Origin of the sequence: Haloarcula amylovorans (assembly GCF_004681185.1) — an archaeon.
GTDB lineage: Archaea > Halobacteriota > Halobacteria > Halobacteriales > Haloarculaceae > Haloarcula > Haloarcula amylovorans.
Window position 1 is genome coordinate 32,078 of sequence record NZ_SRIF01000008.1, and the last position, 17,808, is coordinate 49,885.

Genomic DNA, 17,808 nt, shown 5'->3' on the forward strand with positions numbered 1-17,808 from the left:
TCGAGAAACATGGGTGAAAAAGCCCGAACTTGTCACGGTGTGACGAGTTCGGGTTCGTAATCTCTCGCCGAGAGTGGCTGAGGCACCGCTCACTCCTCGACGTCGACGATGGTGCTCACGCGGGCGTTCGCCTTGAGCTTCAGCCCCCCACCGCCGACGGATACTGGTACGCGAGGAAGTTCCTCGACGGTGAGCGTCGGGTGGGTCGCGCCGCGTTCGAGCAGTTCCGTTCGGGGCTGGAGCGTCACCGCCCCCTCGCCGGTGAGCGATTCGTTGAAACTGAGGAGGTACTGGCCCGCCCGCAGCGTCCACCATTCGTAATCGTCGTCGGGGTTACGTTTCGCGCTGCGGTGCGGGACGGTTCCGGCGGGTTCGAGTTCGCCGCCGCCGAAGTCGAGACGGCCGGGTTCGGCCACGTCTACTACCTCGGCGACCGTGAGGTCGAATCCCGGACTGTCGCGCTGAGTCGGTTCGTGGACGATGTCGGTGACGTACTTGCTGTAGTCGGGCATCGTCGGTGGTATCGGCCGCTCGCGTCAAAACGGTGAGGGCGGGTACGGTGGTTTCTGGCCAGGGTTCGAACGTGGATGTATACGTGCAGCAGTCCTCGAAGCGTACGGCGATTCCGCTCGCGGTGCGCGAAATCGACCCGCCGGAACCCGGACGGCGCGGTCGTCGCTGTCGAGACGTGTGGCAGCTGCCGGAGCCACTGGCAGAGCCGATAACTGACTACGACACGGCGGACCTCGAAGTCGCCACCGAGTTCTAAACGGACCCTACTCGGTTTTCGCCTCGGTGCGGTCGCCGAAGCGGTCCGCAAGGCCCACCGTCGGTCGGACGGTTGTCTCGTCTCCTGTACGATTTGTCGACAATATTTACCACAATATCTATTGGTTAGCAAACCGTATGTTGGTACTAGACCCGGAGCTGTGCCCCGTCGTGTCATCCGGGGTAAGGTGCCGACGGTCCACCAGCGAAATCGAGCAGTAACCACCTAGCGGCTTGGACGGACCCGACAGACGAGCGACAATGACAGATGAACACACTTCCCCGGCGGCGCGAACACAGACCCGTGGACGAGAGCGAGCGGTAGCCCACCTCACGGACGCGCTCGATACCGACGAGGTGTCCGAGAAAGACTACGTGATACGCGAGGTGCTCCAACTGCTCACCGTCACCGACTCGCGGGGCGGACAGCGGTCGGTCCCGCCGGAGCTCTCGGATACGTCGCTCGACGCCGTCTTCGAGACGCTCAGCCGACCGGCCCGTCGCCGTATCTTGCTGGCGCTCGCAGAACGCGACGAGTGCGACGAGACGGAATTCATCGTCGAGACGTTCGCGGACGGCGACTCGGACGACACCCTTGCCGCTGCGAAACAGGGGCGTATCCGCGTCCACCTCCAGAAGCTCGCCGCACGGGAGTACGTCGAGTGGGACCACGAGGCGGAGACGATTTGCCGCGGGGCGAATTTCGAAGAGATCGCGCCGCTACTGGAACTAATCGAGGACGCCGAGACGCCGGACCGTAACCCGGACGAAAAGCGGTCGGCAGATTCACAACACGAGATGGACGCAGACGACTAACTCAGTGGATACCGAGGATTCCGGTCGTCGAATAGTTTGTACTCGTTTCCTCGACTCCCTCACAGCGCGAGATACGTCCCGATCAGCAGGACGGCGTTGTACCCACCGTGGGCGACAATGGGGACCAGCAGGTTGCCCGTCCGTTCGTAAATCGTCCCGAAGATCACGCCGCCGACGGTGACGATGGCGACGCCGCCGAGCGCCCCGACGACGGACCCGGTGTAGTTCAGCAGATGTGTCGACCCGAAGATGAGACTCGCCAGTCCTACAGCCATCCCGGGACGGAACGATTCGCGCAGTCGGCCCTGAATCGCCCCGCGAAAGAGCAGTTCCTCGGCCGGCGCGACTAGCACGACAGAGAGCGCTGCCAGTCCGAGCGCTACTCGTGGGTCGGCCATGATGGGATCGTCGAAGACGCTCCCTTCCGGTGCGACGCCAAGCGTCGTGACGACGACGCTGAGAACGACGGCGGCGACGAGCGCGCCGACGAGACCAGCGACTGCGTATCGCACGTCCCGTCGCGTCGGCCACCGAATCGAGACGCCGCCGCGCGACCGGGCGTACGCGTAGCCAACGAGGAGGAACGCCACTTGTCCGACTGCGGCCAGCGCCAGAAACGCCGTCGGGCTCTCGATGTTCGTCCCGAACAGAATCAACGGCACGGTGAACACGATCCCGAAGACGACGCTGACGAGTAGCCCGCCGACGAGAAGCGCGAGCGCGACCCCGACGGCGCGGAGTCGACGTGGCGAGTCAGCGAATGTGGTGTCTTCGGGGTTCATGGCGAATACTTCGTCCCGGACCGCGAAAAATAGTCGGCGTGTAAGCGGCGAGGGATTTGAACCACGGTCGTTCCCGTTCGCTCGCTCACCTCTCACTCCCTGATTCAAATCTCTCTTCGGTTCGCTATTCGCTCCTCACGTCCGTTCGTCGCAGAATAGCGGGCGGCGAGGGATTTGAACTATAACATCCGTCGAGCGCAGCGAGACGGTTCACCGGAAGCGCGGCGAAGCCGCGACTTCCGGCCTTTTTCACCGACGTTCGTTAGAGCGGAGCTCTAACGCAACCCGTCAGAAGTCTTCGACTTCTGAGGACGTTTTTCGAGGAGCGGTCGCCGCAGGCGACCCGACGAAGAAAAAGGTCGACGGGCGGCGAGGGATTTGAACCCCCGACCATCTGGTCCGGAACCAGGCGTTCTGTCCGCTGAACTAGCCGCCCACGAAGCAAGATATTCGGCTGGCGCGCTTAACAGTTGTGACGGTGTCTACGGCGACTCGCTGGTTTCGAGCGTGAAGTCGTCGACGGGGTAGGCGACGCAGGTGAGACAGTAGCCGTCCTCCATGTCGTCTTCGAACAGCGACTCGTTGCTACTGTGACGGATGTAGTCCTCGGCCGGGCCGTCTTCGATGTGGCCGGCACAGGAGATACACTGGCCCTCTCGACAGGCGTAAGGCAGGTCCCAACCCTCGTCTTCGCCTGCTTCGAGGAGATTCTCGTTGTTGGCGACTTCGATAGTCTCGCCTTCCTTCGCGAACTCGACCTCGTAGTATTCGACCTCGTCGTCGGCGATGGCGTCGGGGTCGAAGCCTTCCTCTTCTTCGGCTTCGCCTTCCTCACCTTCGGCGAGTTCCCCCTCGCTGCCGCCGGCGGGGATCGCGGCCGCACCGCCACCGCCGATAGAGCGGTTGTACGGTTCGGGGAAGTCGGTCTCGGGAACCGACGCGGCGCGCTGCTCTAAGACCTCTTGGGAGATGTCCTCCGACGCCTCCCACCCGGTCCCTTTCGCGTAGTGGAGCGCCACCACGGTGAGGGCGAGCACGGCCCCGCCGAGGACGCCTGCGAGTTCAACCATACGGGCGGCTATGGAGTACTGGTTTAACTAAGCTTTGGATTCCGCCGTTTGGGCCGTCTCGACTGTACGTGTTTTTGGCACGTCGGACCAGTCACCGTATGACTTGATGCACACGATTCGACGGAGATCTCGTCCAGATGGCGCAATATGAGAGCCAACATATTCGGGCCGGAAAACTCCAACAACTACGATAGCATCTACTCGCGAACCTACCGAACTATTCGAGGATTTGCGGACAGCGTACTTCGAGTATTCGTAGTTACTCCCCTGCTTCCTGAATCAGAATAGTTGCCGAGAATCCGATAACGAGGACTGTAATGATAATCCCAATCAGATAGTACGGGTTTGAGAAATCAGGGGCCGCAAGAAATAGCGACAGTATAAACATAGAACCTAAAAAGACACCCAACATAGCCCGAATGTCTGGATCATACTTTTCAGTGATAAAACTCAATCTCACGCTCACAATATAAGAACATTCGTGGTACCTCATTATAGTTTTTTGGTGGCCGTAGAGGGTAGTGTTTAGTTTGGAGTATTGTGTCAGCAAGCGAAACTCTGCAACCAATTTTCGGCTGCTTCCGACTCGATGTGACTGAAGTAGTTCGAAAACAATGAGGTTCGTCGCTTCAGTTCGCGAAAAATACGCTCGACAGTGTTTCGATTTCTGTAGTGACGTATCTGAAATCGGAAGCCCGCTCGTTGCAATGCTGTTGAATGTTGAGCGCCGTCGACGAGAAAGACGGCGGTTTCGACATCGTGTTTTTGTTGGAGCTTGCGGAGAAATATCTCGGTGAGGGCGGTCGTAGTGTCGAAGACAACCGGACGTGAAGCAGGTGGTTCGTTTGCGGGTCAGCGGTAACATTCAGACAGAGCTGCTCGTCGTTGATTCGAATCACTGTTTCGTCGAGCGCAATCTGATTCGGAGACCGTCCAGATTCGGACTGTATATCGGCTTTCTGGACCCAACCCGTGGATCGCTTTTTTCGACCGTTGGGCTCCCATCGAGTCGAGTAATTCGACGGTATTCGACAGCCAGAGTCCCGAAACGTGCGATTGAATACCGAGCTTCATCGCTGGCTCGGGTGTCCGCTCGCGTTCCACAAACTCCAAATAAATCCGCTCTCAATTCCCGCTGAGGCGGCTGATTTCTGGCATAGAGCACCAAGAATCCGTTCGCCTCACTTTTCACGCTTACCTAAACACGTCCCGCCGGATGGGAAAAACCCGAACTGCCTCGCGGCCGCCATCCTCGTCTCGCGACCGACTCACTCGCGTCGCGGCACGTCGTGCCGGCCGAAGCCGTACCGGAGGCGGCTGGCGAGTCGGCGAGCGAAGCGGCCGTCGTCGGCGCGAGACCCGAAACGCTCGGCCAGCGCCTGGTAGATGAGCGGCACCGGAACCTCCTGTTCGAGGGCCTCTTGGACCGTCCACGTTCCCGTAGAGCCGCCTTCGACGCGGTCAGCGACGGTCCCGAGGTCGACGCCCTCCTCGCGAAAGGCCTCCTCGCAGAGTTCCAGCAGCCACGAGCGGATGACCGCGCCGTTGTTCCATGTGCGCGCGACGGCTTCCAAGTCGAGGTCGTAGCGACCGTTGGCGAGCAGTTCGAAGCCCTCGCCGTAGGTCTGCATCAGCGCGTACTCGACGCCGTTGTGGACCATTTTCACGTAGTGGCCCGACCCGGCGGGACCCATTCGGTCGTGACCCGCCGGTCCGGTCGCCACGGCGTCGAAAACCGGTTCGAGTTCGTCGTAGGCCCACTGCGGGCCGCCGACCATCAGCGAGAAACCCAGTTCCGCGCCGGCGGGACCGCCGGAGGTCCCACAGTCGAGGTAGGCGGCGTCGGTCGATTTGGCGCGTCGCACCGAATCCTCGAAGTGGGAGTTGCCGCCGTCGACGACGACGTCCTCACCGTCGACGTGGGGGGCGAGTTCGTCGAGCGCGGCGTCGACGGGGTCGCCTGCGGGCACCATCAGCCAGATGCGCTTGTCCTCACCGAGCGATTCCGCGAGGTCCGGGATGGTGTCCGCCGAGCGCGCGCCCGCGTCGGCGGCGTCGGCGACCGCGTCGTCGTCGATGTCGAAGACCACCACGTCGTGGCCCGCGTCGAGTACGCGGTCGACGACGATCCGTCCCATGCGTCCGAGTCCGATGACGCCCAGTTCCATGCCTGCTGATTTCCCAGCGGACAGGTAGGGATTCCGGTTCGGCGACGAGCGCCGGCGAACCTACCAGAAGACGGTACGCTTTCTATCGGGCCGGTCCACGAACGAGCATGGACGACCGCGTACGCGAACACGCACGGACGCTCGTGGACTGGAGCGCTCGCATCGAGGCTGGCGACGACGTCGTCGTGCAGGTCGAGGAGGGGGCACACGATCTGGGCGTCGCCGTCGCCGAAGCGCTCGGCGAGCGGGGGGCAAACCTGCTTTCGACGTACCGTTCGGACGAACTCACGCGAGCGTACCTCCGCGCGCACGACGGCGAATTCGAGGCGAATCCCGACTACGAACTGGCGCTGTACGAGCGAGCCGACAGCGTGCTGATTCTCTCCGGCACGAACAACACCGCTGGCACCGCCGACGTATCCGGCGAGCGCCGAACGGCCCACTCGAAGGCTCGGCAGGCCATCCGCGAGGCCCGGCTCGATACCGACTGGGTCTCGACCCAGCACCCGACGCGCGCGATGGCCCAGCAGGCCGGGATGGCCTACGAAGCCTATCAGGACTTCGTCTACGACGCGACGTTGCGGGACTGGGAGGCGCTGGCTGAGGAACAGGCGCAGTTGAAGGGGGTTCTCGACGACGGAGAGGAAGTCCGAATCGTCGCGGACGGAACGGACCTCACGATGTCGATCGAGAGCCGAACAGCGGTCAACTCCGCGGCCAGCGTTGCCTACGACTCGCATAACCTCCCCTCCGGCGAGGTGTTCACCGCGCCGGAAGCCACCGAAGGCGTCGTCACCTTCGACGTGCCGATGACGATTCAGGGCCGTCGAGTCCGCGACGCAGAACTCACCTTCGAGGACGGCGTGGTCACCGAGTTCGCGGCCGCACAGGGCGAAGCGGTCCTCGAAGACGTCCTCGGCACGGACGAGGGCGCGCGGCGACTCGGCGAACTCGGTATCGGGATGAACCGCGGCGTCGACCGCGTCACCGACAACATCCTCTTCGACGAGAAGATGGGCGGCACCGTCCATCTGGCGCTCGGCCGGGCCTACGACGCCTGCCTGCCCGACGGTGAATCCGGCAACGAGAGCGCGGTCCACGTAGACCTCATCACGACGATGGACGAGGGGTCGCGGCTGGAAGTCGACGGCGACGTCGTGCAGGAAGATGGGCGGTTTCGGTGGGAGTAGCGAGGTTCCGGCCGATGGCCGGAACCTCGAATATCGACGCGGTGATAATCGCGGAGCAGTAGCGAGGTTCTGACCGACGGAAAGACGAACCAGCGAGCGGCGTCGGCGCTCCGGCCGAGGTTCTCTCAGTCGCGCGCAGCCGAGACACGCATCGCTCTGCGGCGTCGAAAGTAGGAAAGATCGGAAAGAGGGGTGGGGGGTGGGGGGTGGTGGCACCCAAAGTGGGTGCGCTTAGAGATTCGGGAGTGATAATTAAGAATCTTCCGGCCGACCCCTCTAGTGGTAAGGTTCTGCACATGTCTTTCAGAAATGAAATTCGGAGTGGGTGTCGGCGGCAGAGTGGTGGCCGGCGGTAACACATATGCGTGCGCACTCCATAGGTGACGTCGTGACGACGGTGGCACCGGGCGGTCACGACGGGACCGACAGACCGGGGGTTCGGCAGGCCGAGCGCGCCGACCTGCTGGAGGTCCATCGCATCGAACAGGCGTCGTTCCCCCAGCCGTGGCCGTTCTCGGCGCTGGAAAGCTACCTCGGCGAGGAAGGCTTTCTCGTCGCCGAGGCGGGCATCGAGGACGGTGTCCCGACCGTAGCGGGGTACGTCATCGCCGATACGGTCCCGAACCACGGGACGCCGCTGGGCCACATCAAGGACATCGCAGTGCGCGAGGAGTACCGCCGGGAGGGCGTGGCAACGGCGCTGTTGGAGGGCGCGCTGGAAGTCGTGATGGCAACGGGGGCCGGCTCAGTCAAGCTCGAAGTGCGCGCGGACAACGACGGCGCGCGGCGACTGTACCGGCAGTTCGGCTTCCAGCACCGCAAGACCATCCCCAATTACTACAGCAACGGCGAAGACGCGCAGGTCATGGTCCGCTTGCTCTGAGTGCTAGTCTCTCCTGAGACCCGACTTTCTATACGGCTCCGTCACCTTCCCTTCGGTACAATGGGATACGCGTGCCCCGTCTGTGGCGACCCGCAGGCCGACGCCGGCCACCTCGCCAATCACCTAGCGTTTACCGCGATGACCAGCGGCGACGACCACGAGGCGTGGCTGGACGACCACGTCGAGGACTGGGGGCAGATGGGCGAGAGCGAACTAGCCGAAGAAGTCACCGACCACGCCCAGGAGACGGAGTTCCCGCAGGTATTCGAAGAGAGCGGACTGGAGTCGGAGCACGAGCACACCCACGACCACGCAGGCAGTCACGCGGGTGACGACCTGCCGTCGGGGGCCGACAGCCACCGCGGTCAGCGGTCGATGAGCGACGCGGACAGGGAGGTACTGGCCGAGGCGCGGGACCTCACGCGGGAGCTGTTAGACGACGAGAGCGGCGATGACGGAAATCGCGCGGACGAAGAGTCAGCGGACGGTGACGCGACCGAAGACGAAACCGAATAGTTCCGCGGCGACCTAGGTCCGCGCATGGAAACCGAGGGGCAGTTCTCGCCGACGACAGTCGCCGACGCGCAGGACCGCTACGAGGCACTGGGACCGACCGCACAGGTCGTCGTCAAGGAGGTAGCGAAGGCGATGGGACTCGACGCCGAGGAGTACCGCGACCGCGTCACCGGGGAGGTCGTCGAGACGGCCCGTGACGTGCTGTTCGCTGAATCGCTCTCGGTGACCGTCGGGACCGCCGAGGAGTTCGAGACGTGGGCGACCGACGCCGATTACGAGGTGACCGTCGTCGGGGCCGACAACGTCGACAACGTCGTCTGGCACGCGCCCGAATTCGCCGAGGAAGCGGTCGCGGCCACGTTCCAATCAGAGCGTCAGGCCGCTGTCGGGACCCTCCGCCGACAAGCGTTCGGGCGCATCTACAGCGAGGTCGTTTGATGCGAACGGTCACCCGCAACTTCATATTGGGCGTGGGCGTCGTCGTCCTCCTCCTCTTGGCGCTGGGCGCGCTCCCAAGCTATCTCAAGAGCGGCGATCCGTACTATCTCACCGCCGCGCCGGAGAACGGGAGCGTCAGCGTCGAGAACGGGACGGCGGTCAACGGGAGTAACCTCTCGGCAGCACGCTATCCCTACACTACCGCCGCGCTCGACAACGCTGCGGCGAACGGCACTGGTCGGTCGGACCCCTACTGGCGCGGTCCCGTGGGGCTGAAGGGCGCGTTCACCCATTCGCCGTTCGACGAACTCGACGCGCTCCGTCAGCAGGTGCCCGCGGCAGCCGACGGCGAGACGGTAATCGTCCGCCACGACGGGACGTTTTACCGCCTCGCCGTGACACAACGACCATGACCCGCGACCCGACCCACGAGTGGCCAGTCGTCGAATCTGAAACCGAGTACGAGACCGGCTGGTACGCCGGCGGCTACGACCGCGTCCGCCAACCGGACGGCTCGGAGAAGGACTACTACTGGGCGGAACTCCCCGACGCCGTCGTCGTGGTGGCCCGCGCCGGCGACGAACTCGTCTTCGTCGACCAGTTCCGCCCGGTCATCCGCGAGCAGTGTCTGGAACTACCCGCCGGCATCGTCGAGGACGATGAGTCCTACACGACGGCTGGCGCGCGCGAACTCCGCGAGGAGACCGGGTTCGACCCTGCCGGCGTCTCCCTGCTGGAGGAGTTCTGGTGTTCGACCGGCGTCTTGCGCCACCGCCGCGGCATCGTCTTCGCCGAGGGACTGGACCCGGTCGACCGGAACTTAGACGACAACGAGTTCCTCTCGGTCACGACAGTCCCCGTCGAAGACGCCCTCGACGTCGCCCGCCGCGAGCCGGCCAACGACGCCACTATCGAGGGGATCCTGCTCGCGCGGGCCGAGGGTTTGCTGTAGTCGGAGCACGTTTAGGGCTCGACCGTTTTCGAAAGGACATGGACGGTGAAATCAACGGCGAGGAGCTGCGAGCGCTGCTCGACGAGGACGAGGCGCGCGTCGTGGACATCCGCTCGCCGAACGCCTTCGAGCGGGGACATATCCCCGGCAGCGAGAACGTCCCGTTCCCGTCGCTCGTCGACGAGGTCGAACGGTTCGAGGACGACGAGCGAGTCGTAACGGTGTGTCCGAAGGGGAAATCCAGCGTGCAGGCCGCCCGGCTCATCGCCTCCTACGAGGGATTCGACGGTCGTGTCGATAGTTTCGCGCCCGGTCTCACCGGCTGGGAGGGGGCGCTCGAATCGAGCGACGGCGGCACGCAAAGCGCAAACGAAGGTCCCGAAGCACCGTTCTGAGGGTGACATATCTCTCCAAGCAGAGATCGAAGTATCGCGGGTTCGCTCGAAACCCTCCCGAGCGGATGGACCGCTCGGTATCGCACAATAGGCTATTGGGGGTCGTTTCGACCGCGCTCTCGGCGTCGGCGACTCGCCTCACGCCCCTGGGTTCTCCAGTCGAAGCGAGCGGGTTCAAGAGCGAAAGCGGACGGCGAGCGTTGTCGCGCCGCTCTCGGTCTCTTCGACGCGAACTGCGGGAAGCGTCTCGACGAGTCGGGTTGGGAGGCGAGCGGAGAGGGAGTGAGTCGCAGACGGCACGGCCGTAGCGATTCCGCGTCAGCCGCCAGAGTTGTACCATCTGTCTCGGCGCTCAGCGGGGGCAAGGATAAACGCTCGGGTCGGACCGCTCGGCGTACGGAAACGGTGGCTCGGTCGAAAGCTCTCATCACAAGGGGCTGAGCGGGGGTAACTGCTCGTCATCGCCACCGACCCACACTTAGCGCTCACGTTTGAAAAACACGTCCGTTTCACTCCGGCCGCCGTGCCTGCCCAGGCGCAGCGTCGTCTCCGTCCAGAAAGCGGTCGCTGACGTCCTCGTCGGGAATCATACACTGTTCTTTGCGACCGAACCAGTCATAGCGGTTGTCGGCGACGAAGTCGTAGAGGGTGTCCCGAAGTCGGCGCGGGAGGAGACGGCCGACGCTCGCCAGTCGGTATGGCCACCCGAGCAGTTCAGCCACGCGAACGACCGCCCCAGATTTCGTGTACGCCCGGTCGCCCTCGACGAGGACCACCGATTCGAGGTCGTCGGTCGGCAGGCCGCTTCGCGCCAGCAGTGCCTTTCCCGCCTCGGACTGCAACGGTGCGAAGCGGAGGCGGCCGTCGAGGTCGCGCGGAACGAGGAACTGCACGACGCCGTTACAGAGGTTGCAGACGCCGTCGAACAGCAACACGGGGTGATCAGTGGACGGCGGGCGTGTAATATCGTCGTCCGAGGACCCCTCGACGGTCATGCGTCTCCCGGAAACGCTGACCAGGATTTGCTCACTGCTGCTTCAACGTCCAGTCCCGGACTGTAGTAGTACACCGGGTCGGCGTCCGGGCGGGCGAAGCCCTCGGCGGTCAGGAGCGTGTCGGTCTCGACATCGGCGGCCGCGGGATAGAGCGTCCACGGGTCGTGTGCGACGCCGGTGTAGCGGAGGGCGCCGTCGGGGGACTCCGTGAAGAATCGGTAGCGCTCGACGAGGAACTCGGCGAGGGGGTCTTCAGGGGCCGCGAACGGTTCGCCGGTCGGCCAATAGGTCGCCTCGTACCGCGCGGGGCGCGTGCCCGGGTGACACCGGCGGCTGGCGAACTGCACTCGGCCGTCGTGTAGCTCCAAGGAGATGCGAGCGTAGCGATAGGGGAGATGCTGAAAGAGGCGCGCGCCCGTCACGCTCAGCAGTCCCTGCGCGTCAAGCGTGAAGAAGTAGACGCCGGGTTCGCCGTCGCAGGTGACGTACGTCCGCAGGTTGAGTTCGGGCAACCGGATGCCAGCACGAGCGGGGAATCCCCGCGGCCGCACCGCGACGTTGGTGAACGGAACGGCCGAGAGCCACGCGTGCCCGTCGTGGGCGTCGACGGTCAATGCGTCCGGCAAGTGGGCGTCGACGACCGACGGCTCGATGGGCCAGTTCTCGAACAGGAGGTGTCGCCACCCCATCTCCAGCGGGACGACCATACGTGCCGATAGGGGTGCCACCCCGAAAACGGCACCCATCTCCTCAATCGATGCGACGCCAGGCCGTTCGACGCCGAGAGTACGGACTCTATATACCACATTATATTTGGATATAGTTGTATAGTGCCTACGGAGGAAACTGAACCCATCATATCCGAAAATACCCCTATTATAAACGGGTTTAATACTCCCTCGGCCTGTTTCAGGTGATGACGCAGGACTCAGAGCGGCCTTCAGACCGCGTTTCGCGTCGCAAATTCATTGCGGCCACAGGGGTAACGGGCGCAGCAGCAATCGCGGGTTGTTCGGGCGGGGACGGCGGCGACGGCGGGAGCACGAGCGCACCTGCCACCGAAGGGGACGGCTCCGCGTCCACGGAGAGCGGCGGTAGCTCCACAGAAAGCACCGACAGCGGGAGCGATTCCGGCGCGTCCGGAGCGCTAGAGTCGGGTGGCTCCTCGACGGTGTACCCCATCATGAACACGGCGGCGTCGTACTGGAACGCCAACCGGCCGGCCAGCGACTCCGAATACTGGCCCCACGGGGACTACGACATCGATACGGACAAGAACCTCGCCGACTACTGGGCGGGTCTGTACGGCTTCGAGGCCGGCGGCGACGACGGCCCGCCGTTCCAGTTCACGGTCGGTCTCTCTCACTCCGGGACCGGCGTCGAGAAGGTCATGAACGGCCAGCACGACATCGGCAACTCCTCGGGGAACGTCGAGGACGAACTCCCGGATCGTGACTCCTACAAGCAGTTCGTCGACCACGTCGTCGGTGTCGACGGTCAGCCGCTGGTCGTCTCCCAGGAGATCGCCGACGCCGGCGTCGAGAAGATCACCGGTGACCAGCTGAAGGGCCTCTACAAGGGCGAGATTACGAACTGGAGCGAACTCGGTGGCCCGGACCGCGAGATCCAGGTGCTCGGCCGCGTCAAGGGCTCCGGGACTCGCACTTCCTTCGTCTCCAACGTCTTCGGCAACCCCGAGGAGGACACGCAGGTCGCCAACCGCTTCGGCCAGAACCAGCGGCTCGCACAGGCCATCGCGCAGGCCGACAACGCCATCAGCTACCTCGCGCTGGCGTTCATCAACACGGACGGCCTCGCCCCCATCGCACTCGAATGGGAGGGGACGACCTACGCCTATCAGGACGACCAGAACGGGCTGGACTCCAAGGAGTACCCGCTCTCGCGTGACCTGCACTGTTACACGTGGGAGGGCACCTCGAAGAAAGAGGCCGCGGTCATCAACATGGTCCTTCACGACTTCGGTCAGGACCTCTTCGTCGCGCCGAACAACTACTTCACGCTCGGTGGGCGCCGCCAGGAAGAGCAGCTGAAGAAACTGCCCGAGCAGGCCTGAGCGCGCCGAATACAGGGCCGAAGCGGGGAGAGACCACGGCTTCCGAACCGATTTTTGACACACCGACATGATAGACGACGTACGAACGAGCACACGAGAGACGATACTCGGCGGAGACGCGACAGAGGGGTCACTGCTGGCGGTCGGCGCGTCGGCGGCGACGCTCGCGGCGACGATTCTGGTTTTCCTCTTCCGTCCGACCATTGCCGTTCCGATGGCCGGCGCGTTCATTTTCGTGACCGCGCTGGGATGGGTCACGTACCAGGCCGAGATAGCACGATTGCTGACGCTGATCGCCACCGTCCTGACGGTGTTGACCGTCACCTTCATCACGATATTCCTCTTTGCCAGCGCCTTCCCGGCGTTCGTCGAACACGGGTTGGGGCTCTTGCTCATCCCGATTCAGGGCGGGGAAGAGCGCTGGTTCTTCTGGCTGGATGCCATCCTCCCGGCCAGCGAGAGCTACTGGAACCCCGCTGGCGGGGCCTACTCGCTGATTCCCGCCATTTGGGGGACGGTGATGGTAACTCTCATCGCGGGGGCCATCGCCGGCCCGCTGGGCTTGTTCGGCGCACTGTTCATCGCCGAGGTAGCCAGCGACGGACTGCGCGAAATCATTAAACCCGGCGTCGAGGTGCTGGCCGGGATTCCCTCTATCGTCTACGGCTTCATCGGCTTTCAGGTGCTGAACGGCTTCGTCCAGCAGTCGTTCTTAGACGACGGCGCGAGCTTCCTCATCGCGGGCGTGGTCGTCGGCGTGATGGCGCTCCCGACGGTCGTCTCCGTCGGCGAGGACTCCCTCTCCAGCGTCCCCGACGCGATGGGCGACGGCTCCATCGCGATGGGCGCGACCCGCTGGCAGACGATGAAGAGCATCTCTATCCCCGCCGCGTTCTCGGGTATCTCCGCCGGAGTCATCCTCGGACTGGGCCGGGCCATCGGCGAGACGATGGCCGTCGCGGCCATCATGGCCGCCGGCGTCGGCCTCGCGAATCCGTTGTTCGACTTCTTCGACGCGAGCGCGACGCTGACGAGCCTCATCGCGGTCAACTACGGGAGTGCCTCCGAGAGTACGGTCGACGTGCTGTTCGTCGCGGGCGTGATGCTGTTCGTTATCGTCGCGGGCATGAGCGTCGTCTCCCAGTACATCGAGCGCCAGATGCGAGAGAAACTCCGAGGTGAAGCATGAGCGAGGGATACGCTACCGAGACGGCACTGGTCAACGCGGAGTCGAACATCTACGACCGCGGGCTCGACGCCACCATCGGTCTCAGCGTCCTGACGTTCGCGCTCGGGATGATCACGCTCGTCGACGCCGTCCCTCTGAGCGCCAGCGGCGCGGCGTTGGGCGAGTCGCTGGGGCTGATTCTCGCCGTGGTCGTCGGCGGCGTCGGCCTCGTCGCCGTCTCCTCGTGGGCCAACGTCACGCCGGTCGAGTCCCAGCGGGTCCGCGGTATCGCGCTCGGGCTGGTCGGCAGCACGCTCGGTCTGACGGTACTGGCCTACGCGGTCCCGGTGACGCTGGCGACGCTACTGGGTCTCGCGCTCGTCGCCGAGGCCGTCGTCGTCGCGACTGCCGGCGTCGCCTCGCGCGTGGAGTCGGTCGACACTGAACCGAACACGAGCGCCGGCTTGCTCGCTAGCGCCGTCTTCGGCGCTCTCGGGTTGGCTCTCGGGGCCGCCATCGGCGGCTCGCTCGTCGGCTTCGACTCGCTGGCGTGGATCGCCGTCTCGCTGAGTGCCGGACTGGTTCTCACGGCCCTGACAGCCCTCCCGCGCGAGGACGTGGGATCGACGATTCCAGCGGCGCTCGTCGTCGGAACGCTCGGCCTCACTATCGCGACGGCCGTCGTCGGCGTCGGCTGGCAGTGGAATCCCCAGTCGCTGTCCGGGGGGTTCACCGGCGGCGCGGTCATCCCGCTGTTCGTCCTCCTCGGGGCGATTCTCTCGGCGTGGTCGGCCGCGAAGTGCCGGGCCGGCTTCGGCGCTCGCGGCCGGGAGTTCGGTGCCTTCCTCGTCATCAACCTGAACGCGTTCCTGATGGTGGTCATCATGGCGACCATCGTCGTGTTCGTGACGGTGAAAGGCGTCGGCTACGCCTTCCACGGGTTCACCATCGGCGCGCTCTCGGCGCTCGTCCTGCTCGCGCCGCTTCTCGTGGTCGTGGTGAACGCCGCGCGGACGCCTGCGGGAGCGAGCGATTGGCACACTGGCGCGCGCCAGTTGTTCCGGCTCCTGCCGCTCGCCGCCATGGGCTCGGTCGCGGCCGTCCTCCTGTCGGTGCTCGTCACCGGCGACCGACTGGTCTACCCGTTCGCCTACTCGGTACAGGTCAGCCGGGCCCAGCAGTCGCTCGACACCGCGATTTCGGTGACGCCGGAGGCGACGGTCGGGGCGCTGCTGCTCGTCGCCCCGGCACTGTTGCTGTCCGTCTACTTCTTCCGGTCGTACGGCTCGCTCCGCAACGTCGGGCGTCGCTTCGAGTGGGTCGAGGCGGTTCGGCGGACGCTCCCGCTGGCCGTCGCGGGGACCGTCGCCCTGACCGGCCTGTTCCTGCTGGTCGGCCCGACCCCGCTCGGTCTCCCGCTGGGTGAGACGGTCGGCCTCGCCGTCGTGGTGCTGGCCGCCGTCGCCGCCGTCGCGCTCTCGACTCTCCCGCTGGCCGGCGTCCTCGCCGGCGAGGGGGCGCTGGCCGACCGCGCACAGGACGCCGCGACGCTGTTCACTCTCGGGGTGTTCGGCGGTCTCGCCCTGTTGACTGCGACCCTCTTCCTGCAGGCGACGGCGACGGTCACGCCCAGCGCCGGCCCGGCCAATATCGTCCCGGCCGTCGCGCTGGCCGGCGCCGTGGCGTCACTCGCGGTGACGGCGCTGGTCACCCGTGCGAAACGCCGGACAGACGAGACGCTCCAGCGGCGCTTACTGGGCGAGGAGATCTCGCTCGGTCTGACCGGCGTCACCGGCTTCCTGACGCTGCTGGGGCTTCACGTCGCCGTGACGAAGACGTCGTTCACCGTACTGGGCGTCTCCGTCGCGAACACCGGCACGCTCTCGTGGCCGATGACGATGCAGACGTACATCCCGCTGGGCGCGGAACCCGGCGGCATCCTGCCCGCCGTCGTCGGTACGGTGTGGCTGGTCACCGGCGCGACGCTCTTTGCAGTGCCGCTGGGCGTCGGCGCGGCCGTCTTCCTCACCGAATACGCCGAACAGGGCCGGTTCACCGCGCTGGTCGAGATCGCGACTAACGCGCTCTGGAGCACACCCAGTATCGTCTTCGGCCTGTTCGGGGCCGCCTTCCTCATTCCCCGACTGGGCGGCGACGAGTCCCTGCTCGCGGGGATGCTCGTCCTCGGGTTCATGCTCCTGCCGCTGGTGCTCATCACCAGTCGCGAGGCGGTCAAGGCGGTCCCCGAGGAGTACCGGGACGCGAGCGCGGCGCTGGGCGTCTCCCAGTGGGAGACCATCAAGAGCGTCGTCCTGCCGGCCGCGATGCCCGGCGTCATCACCGGTGTCATCCTCGGCGTCGGCCGCATCGCCGGCGAAACGGCCCCACTCATCCTCGTGCTGGGGTCAACGCTGAACGCAACGGAGTCGGCACAGGTGTTGGACGGGTTCCGATTCACGGCCAGTCCGCCGTTCGTCGCCAACGAGGCCCTCCTCTCGGCGTCGGCGTCCCTGCCGACACAGGTGTGGGCGGTCATCGCCGCTGGCGTCAGCGGCTCCCCCTCGATGGGGTGGGCGTCGGCGTTCGTCCTGCTGTTGGTCGTACTGACTTTCTACGCCGTGGGTATCACGGCACGGACCTACTTCCGGAGGAAGCTAACCCATGAGTAACGCGCTTAACGACGGCGAGACTGAGACGACGGGGCGTACAGACAGCCAGACGACCACGACGACGGCAGGCGAGAGCGACGAACGCGTCCGGGAGGAGTGGACCGACTACTCCTTCGGCGGCGACGCGAAGCTCTCTGTCGAGGACTTGAACGTCTGGTACGGCGAGGACCACGCGCTGAAGGACGTTTCGATGGACATCCCCGAGAAGTCCGTGACGGCGCTCATCGGCCCGTCTGGTTGTGGGAAATCGACATATCTGCGCTGTCTCAACCGGATGAACGACCGCATCAAGGCCGCGCGCATCGACGGGTCGGTCGAACTCGAAGGGACCGAAATCTACGACCCCAACGCCAACCTCGTCGAACTGCGCAAGCGCATCGGGATGGTGTTCCAGTCGCCCAATCCGTTCCCGAAATCCATCCGCGAGAACATCTCGTATGGCCCGCGCAAGCACGGCGACATCGACAAGGGCCTGCTCGCGCGACTGTTCGGCCGCGACGACACCGAAAAGGAGGCAGAACTCGTCGAGCGCTCGCTCAAACAGGCGGCGCTGTGGGACGAGGTCAGCGATCGGCTGGACGACAATGCGCTGGGTCTCTCAGGTGGGCAACAGCAACGACTCTGCATCGCCCGCTGTCTAGCCGTCGACCCGGAAGTCATCCTGATGGACGAGCCAGCCTCGGCGCTCGACCCGATCGCCACCTCGAAGATAGAGGATCTGGTCGAGGAACTCTCGAAGGAGTACACCGTCGTCATCGTCACGCACAACATGCAGCAGGCGGCCCGCATCTCCGACCAGACTGCCGTCTTCCTCACCGGCGGGGAACTCGTCGAGTTCGACGACACGGACAAGATTTTCGAGAACCCCGAGAGCCAGCGCGTCGAGGATTACATCACGGGCAAGTTCGGGTGACCGCGCAGGTG

Annotated in this window: 20 protein-coding genes, 1 tRNA gene and 1 pseudogene; 13 read left to right on the top strand and 9 right to left on the bottom strand. The window is 64.8% G+C overall.

Going from position 1 to position 17,808, the window contains the following annotated elements; all coding sequences use genetic code 11:
- Positions 1 to 89 precede the first annotated feature (89 nt).
- Positions 90 to 512, bottom strand: a complete 423-nt coding sequence (locus E4S61_RS20000; RefSeq protein WP_135305698.1) for a dCTP deaminase/dUTPase family protein — start codon at positions 510 to 512, stop codon at positions 90 to 92.
- A gap of 71 nt (positions 513 to 583) precedes the next feature.
- Here E4S61_RS20000 and E4S61_RS20005 point away from each other — a divergent pair, with 71 nt between their 5' ends.
- A complete protein-coding gene (locus E4S61_RS20005; RefSeq protein WP_245180874.1) occupies positions 584 to 769 on the top strand; it encodes a hypothetical protein in 186 nt (61 codons plus the stop codon).
- A gap of 260 nt (positions 770 to 1,029) precedes the next feature.
- Positions 1,030 to 1,584 carry a hypothetical protein gene (locus tag E4S61_RS20010; protein ID WP_135305699.1) on the top strand — a complete coding sequence of 185 codons (555 nt, stop codon included), beginning with the start codon at positions 1,030 to 1,032 and terminating at the stop codon, positions 1,582 to 1,584.
- Positions 1,585 to 1,643: 59 nt separating this feature from the next.
- Here the strand turns inward: E4S61_RS20010 and E4S61_RS20015 are convergent, their stop codons facing one another.
- The 5 genes and pseudogenes from E4S61_RS20015 to gnd form a co-directional block, all read right to left on the bottom strand.
- Positions 1,644 to 2,366 (bottom strand): CPBP family intramembrane glutamic endopeptidase, encoded by a 723-nt coding sequence (locus E4S61_RS20015; protein WP_135305700.1) that lies wholly within the window; start codon positions 2,364 to 2,366, stop codon positions 1,644 to 1,646.
- Between the two features lie 363 nt (positions 2,367 to 2,729).
- Positions 2,730 to 2,802: transfer RNA gene (locus E4S61_RS20020), tRNA-Arg, on the bottom strand.
- Positions 2,803 to 2,848: 46 nt separating this feature from the next.
- Positions 2,849 to 3,436, bottom strand: coding sequence for a 2Fe-2S iron-sulfur cluster-binding protein (locus E4S61_RS20025; RefSeq protein ID WP_135305701.1), 588 nt, complete (start codon positions 3,434 to 3,436; stop codon positions 2,849 to 2,851).
- Between the two features lie 543 nt (positions 3,437 to 3,979).
- A pseudogene (locus tag E4S61_RS20035) lies at positions 3,980 to 4,555 on the bottom strand (IS6 family transposase).
- 149 nt (positions 4,556 to 4,704) lie between these two features.
- A complete protein-coding gene (gene gnd / locus E4S61_RS20040) occupies positions 4,705 to 5,604 on the bottom strand; it encodes a phosphogluconate dehydrogenase (NAD(+)-dependent, decarboxylating) (protein ID WP_135305703.1) in 900 nt (299 codons plus the stop codon).
- A 107-nt stretch (positions 5,605 to 5,711) separates the two neighbouring features.
- Between gnd and E4S61_RS20045 the strand changes: the two genes are divergently transcribed.
- From E4S61_RS20045 to E4S61_RS20075, 7 genes are all read left to right on the top strand, one after another.
- Positions 5,712 to 6,794 carry an aminopeptidase gene (locus E4S61_RS20045; RefSeq protein WP_135305704.1) on the top strand — a complete coding sequence of 361 codons (1,083 nt, stop codon included), beginning with the start codon at positions 5,712 to 5,714 and terminating at the stop codon, positions 6,792 to 6,794.
- Between the two features lie 388 nt (positions 6,795 to 7,182).
- The gene (rimI, locus tag E4S61_RS20050; protein WP_135305705.1) at positions 7,183 to 7,677 is read left to right on the top strand and encodes a ribosomal protein S18-alanine N-acetyltransferase; all 495 of its coding nucleotides are present in this window, start codon (positions 7,183 to 7,185) and stop codon (positions 7,675 to 7,677) included.
- A 60-nt stretch (positions 7,678 to 7,737) separates the two neighbouring features.
- Positions 7,738 to 8,193 carry a DUF5810 domain-containing protein gene (locus E4S61_RS20055; protein ID WP_135305706.1) on the top strand — a complete coding sequence of 152 codons (456 nt, stop codon included), beginning with the start codon at positions 7,738 to 7,740 and terminating at the stop codon, positions 8,191 to 8,193.
- A 24-nt stretch (positions 8,194 to 8,217) separates the two neighbouring features.
- Positions 8,218 to 8,631, top strand: a complete 414-nt coding sequence (locus E4S61_RS20060) for a DUF5809 family protein (RefSeq protein WP_135305707.1) — start codon at positions 8,218 to 8,220, stop codon at positions 8,629 to 8,631.
- Complete coding sequence (locus E4S61_RS20065) at positions 8,631 to 9,044, top strand: hypothetical protein (protein ID WP_135305708.1); 414 nt, start codon at positions 8,631 to 8,633, stop codon at positions 9,042 to 9,044. Before E4S61_RS20060 ends, E4S61_RS20065 begins: the two co-directional genes overlap by 1 nt.
- The gene (locus E4S61_RS20070; protein ID WP_135305709.1) at positions 9,041 to 9,583 is read left to right on the top strand and encodes an NUDIX hydrolase; all 543 of its coding nucleotides are present in this window, start codon (positions 9,041 to 9,043) and stop codon (positions 9,581 to 9,583) included. Before E4S61_RS20065 ends, E4S61_RS20070 begins: the two co-directional genes overlap by 4 nt.
- Positions 9,584 to 9,621: 38 nt before the next feature.
- Positions 9,622 to 9,978 carry a rhodanese-like domain-containing protein gene (locus E4S61_RS20075; protein WP_135305710.1) on the top strand — a complete coding sequence of 119 codons (357 nt, stop codon included), beginning with the start codon at positions 9,622 to 9,624 and terminating at the stop codon, positions 9,976 to 9,978.
- Between the two features lie 174 nt (positions 9,979 to 10,152).
- On the opposite strand, the gene E4S61_RS26585 is transcribed toward E4S61_RS20075, so the two are convergent.
- The 3 genes from E4S61_RS26585 to E4S61_RS20085 form a co-directional block, all read right to left on the bottom strand.
- A complete protein-coding gene (locus E4S61_RS26585; protein WP_280663822.1) occupies positions 10,153 to 10,278 on the bottom strand; it encodes a hypothetical protein in 126 nt (41 codons plus the stop codon).
- Positions 10,279 to 10,487: 209 nt separating this feature from the next.
- A complete protein-coding gene (locus E4S61_RS20080) occupies positions 10,488 to 10,973 on the bottom strand; it encodes a thiol-disulfide oxidoreductase DCC family protein (RefSeq protein WP_135305711.1) in 486 nt (161 codons plus the stop codon).
- Positions 10,970 to 11,680 (bottom strand): YqjF family protein, encoded by a 711-nt coding sequence (locus E4S61_RS20085; RefSeq protein WP_135305712.1) that lies wholly within the window; start codon positions 11,678 to 11,680, stop codon positions 10,970 to 10,972. The genes E4S61_RS20080 and E4S61_RS20085 overlap by 4 nt, the downstream gene beginning before the upstream one ends.
- A 209-nt stretch (positions 11,681 to 11,889) precedes the next feature.
- Between E4S61_RS20085 and E4S61_RS20090 the strand changes: the two genes are divergently transcribed.
- The 4 genes from E4S61_RS20090 to pstB all read left to right on the top strand — a co-directional run bounded on the left by E4S61_RS20090 (position 11,890) and on the right by pstB (position 17,797).
- Positions 11,890 to 13,047, top strand: coding sequence for a PstS family phosphate ABC transporter substrate-binding protein (locus tag E4S61_RS20090; RefSeq protein WP_135305713.1), 1,158 nt, complete (start codon positions 11,890 to 11,892; stop codon positions 13,045 to 13,047).
- Between the two features lie 67 nt (positions 13,048 to 13,114).
- Entirely contained in the window at positions 13,115 to 14,236 is a 1,122-nt protein-coding gene (gene pstC / locus E4S61_RS20095) for a phosphate ABC transporter permease subunit PstC (protein WP_135305714.1), read from the top strand.
- A complete protein-coding gene (gene pstA / locus E4S61_RS20100; protein ID WP_135305715.1) occupies positions 14,233 to 16,884 on the top strand; it encodes a phosphate ABC transporter permease PstA in 2,652 nt (883 codons plus the stop codon). Before pstC ends, pstA begins: the two co-directional genes overlap by 4 nt.
- The gene (gene pstB, locus E4S61_RS20105) at positions 16,877 to 17,797 is read left to right on the top strand and encodes a phosphate ABC transporter ATP-binding protein PstB (protein ID WP_135305716.1); all 921 of its coding nucleotides are present in this window, start codon (positions 16,877 to 16,879) and stop codon (positions 17,795 to 17,797) included. The genes pstA and pstB overlap by 8 nt, the downstream gene beginning before the upstream one ends.
- Positions 17,798 to 17,808: the final 11 nt, after the last annotated feature.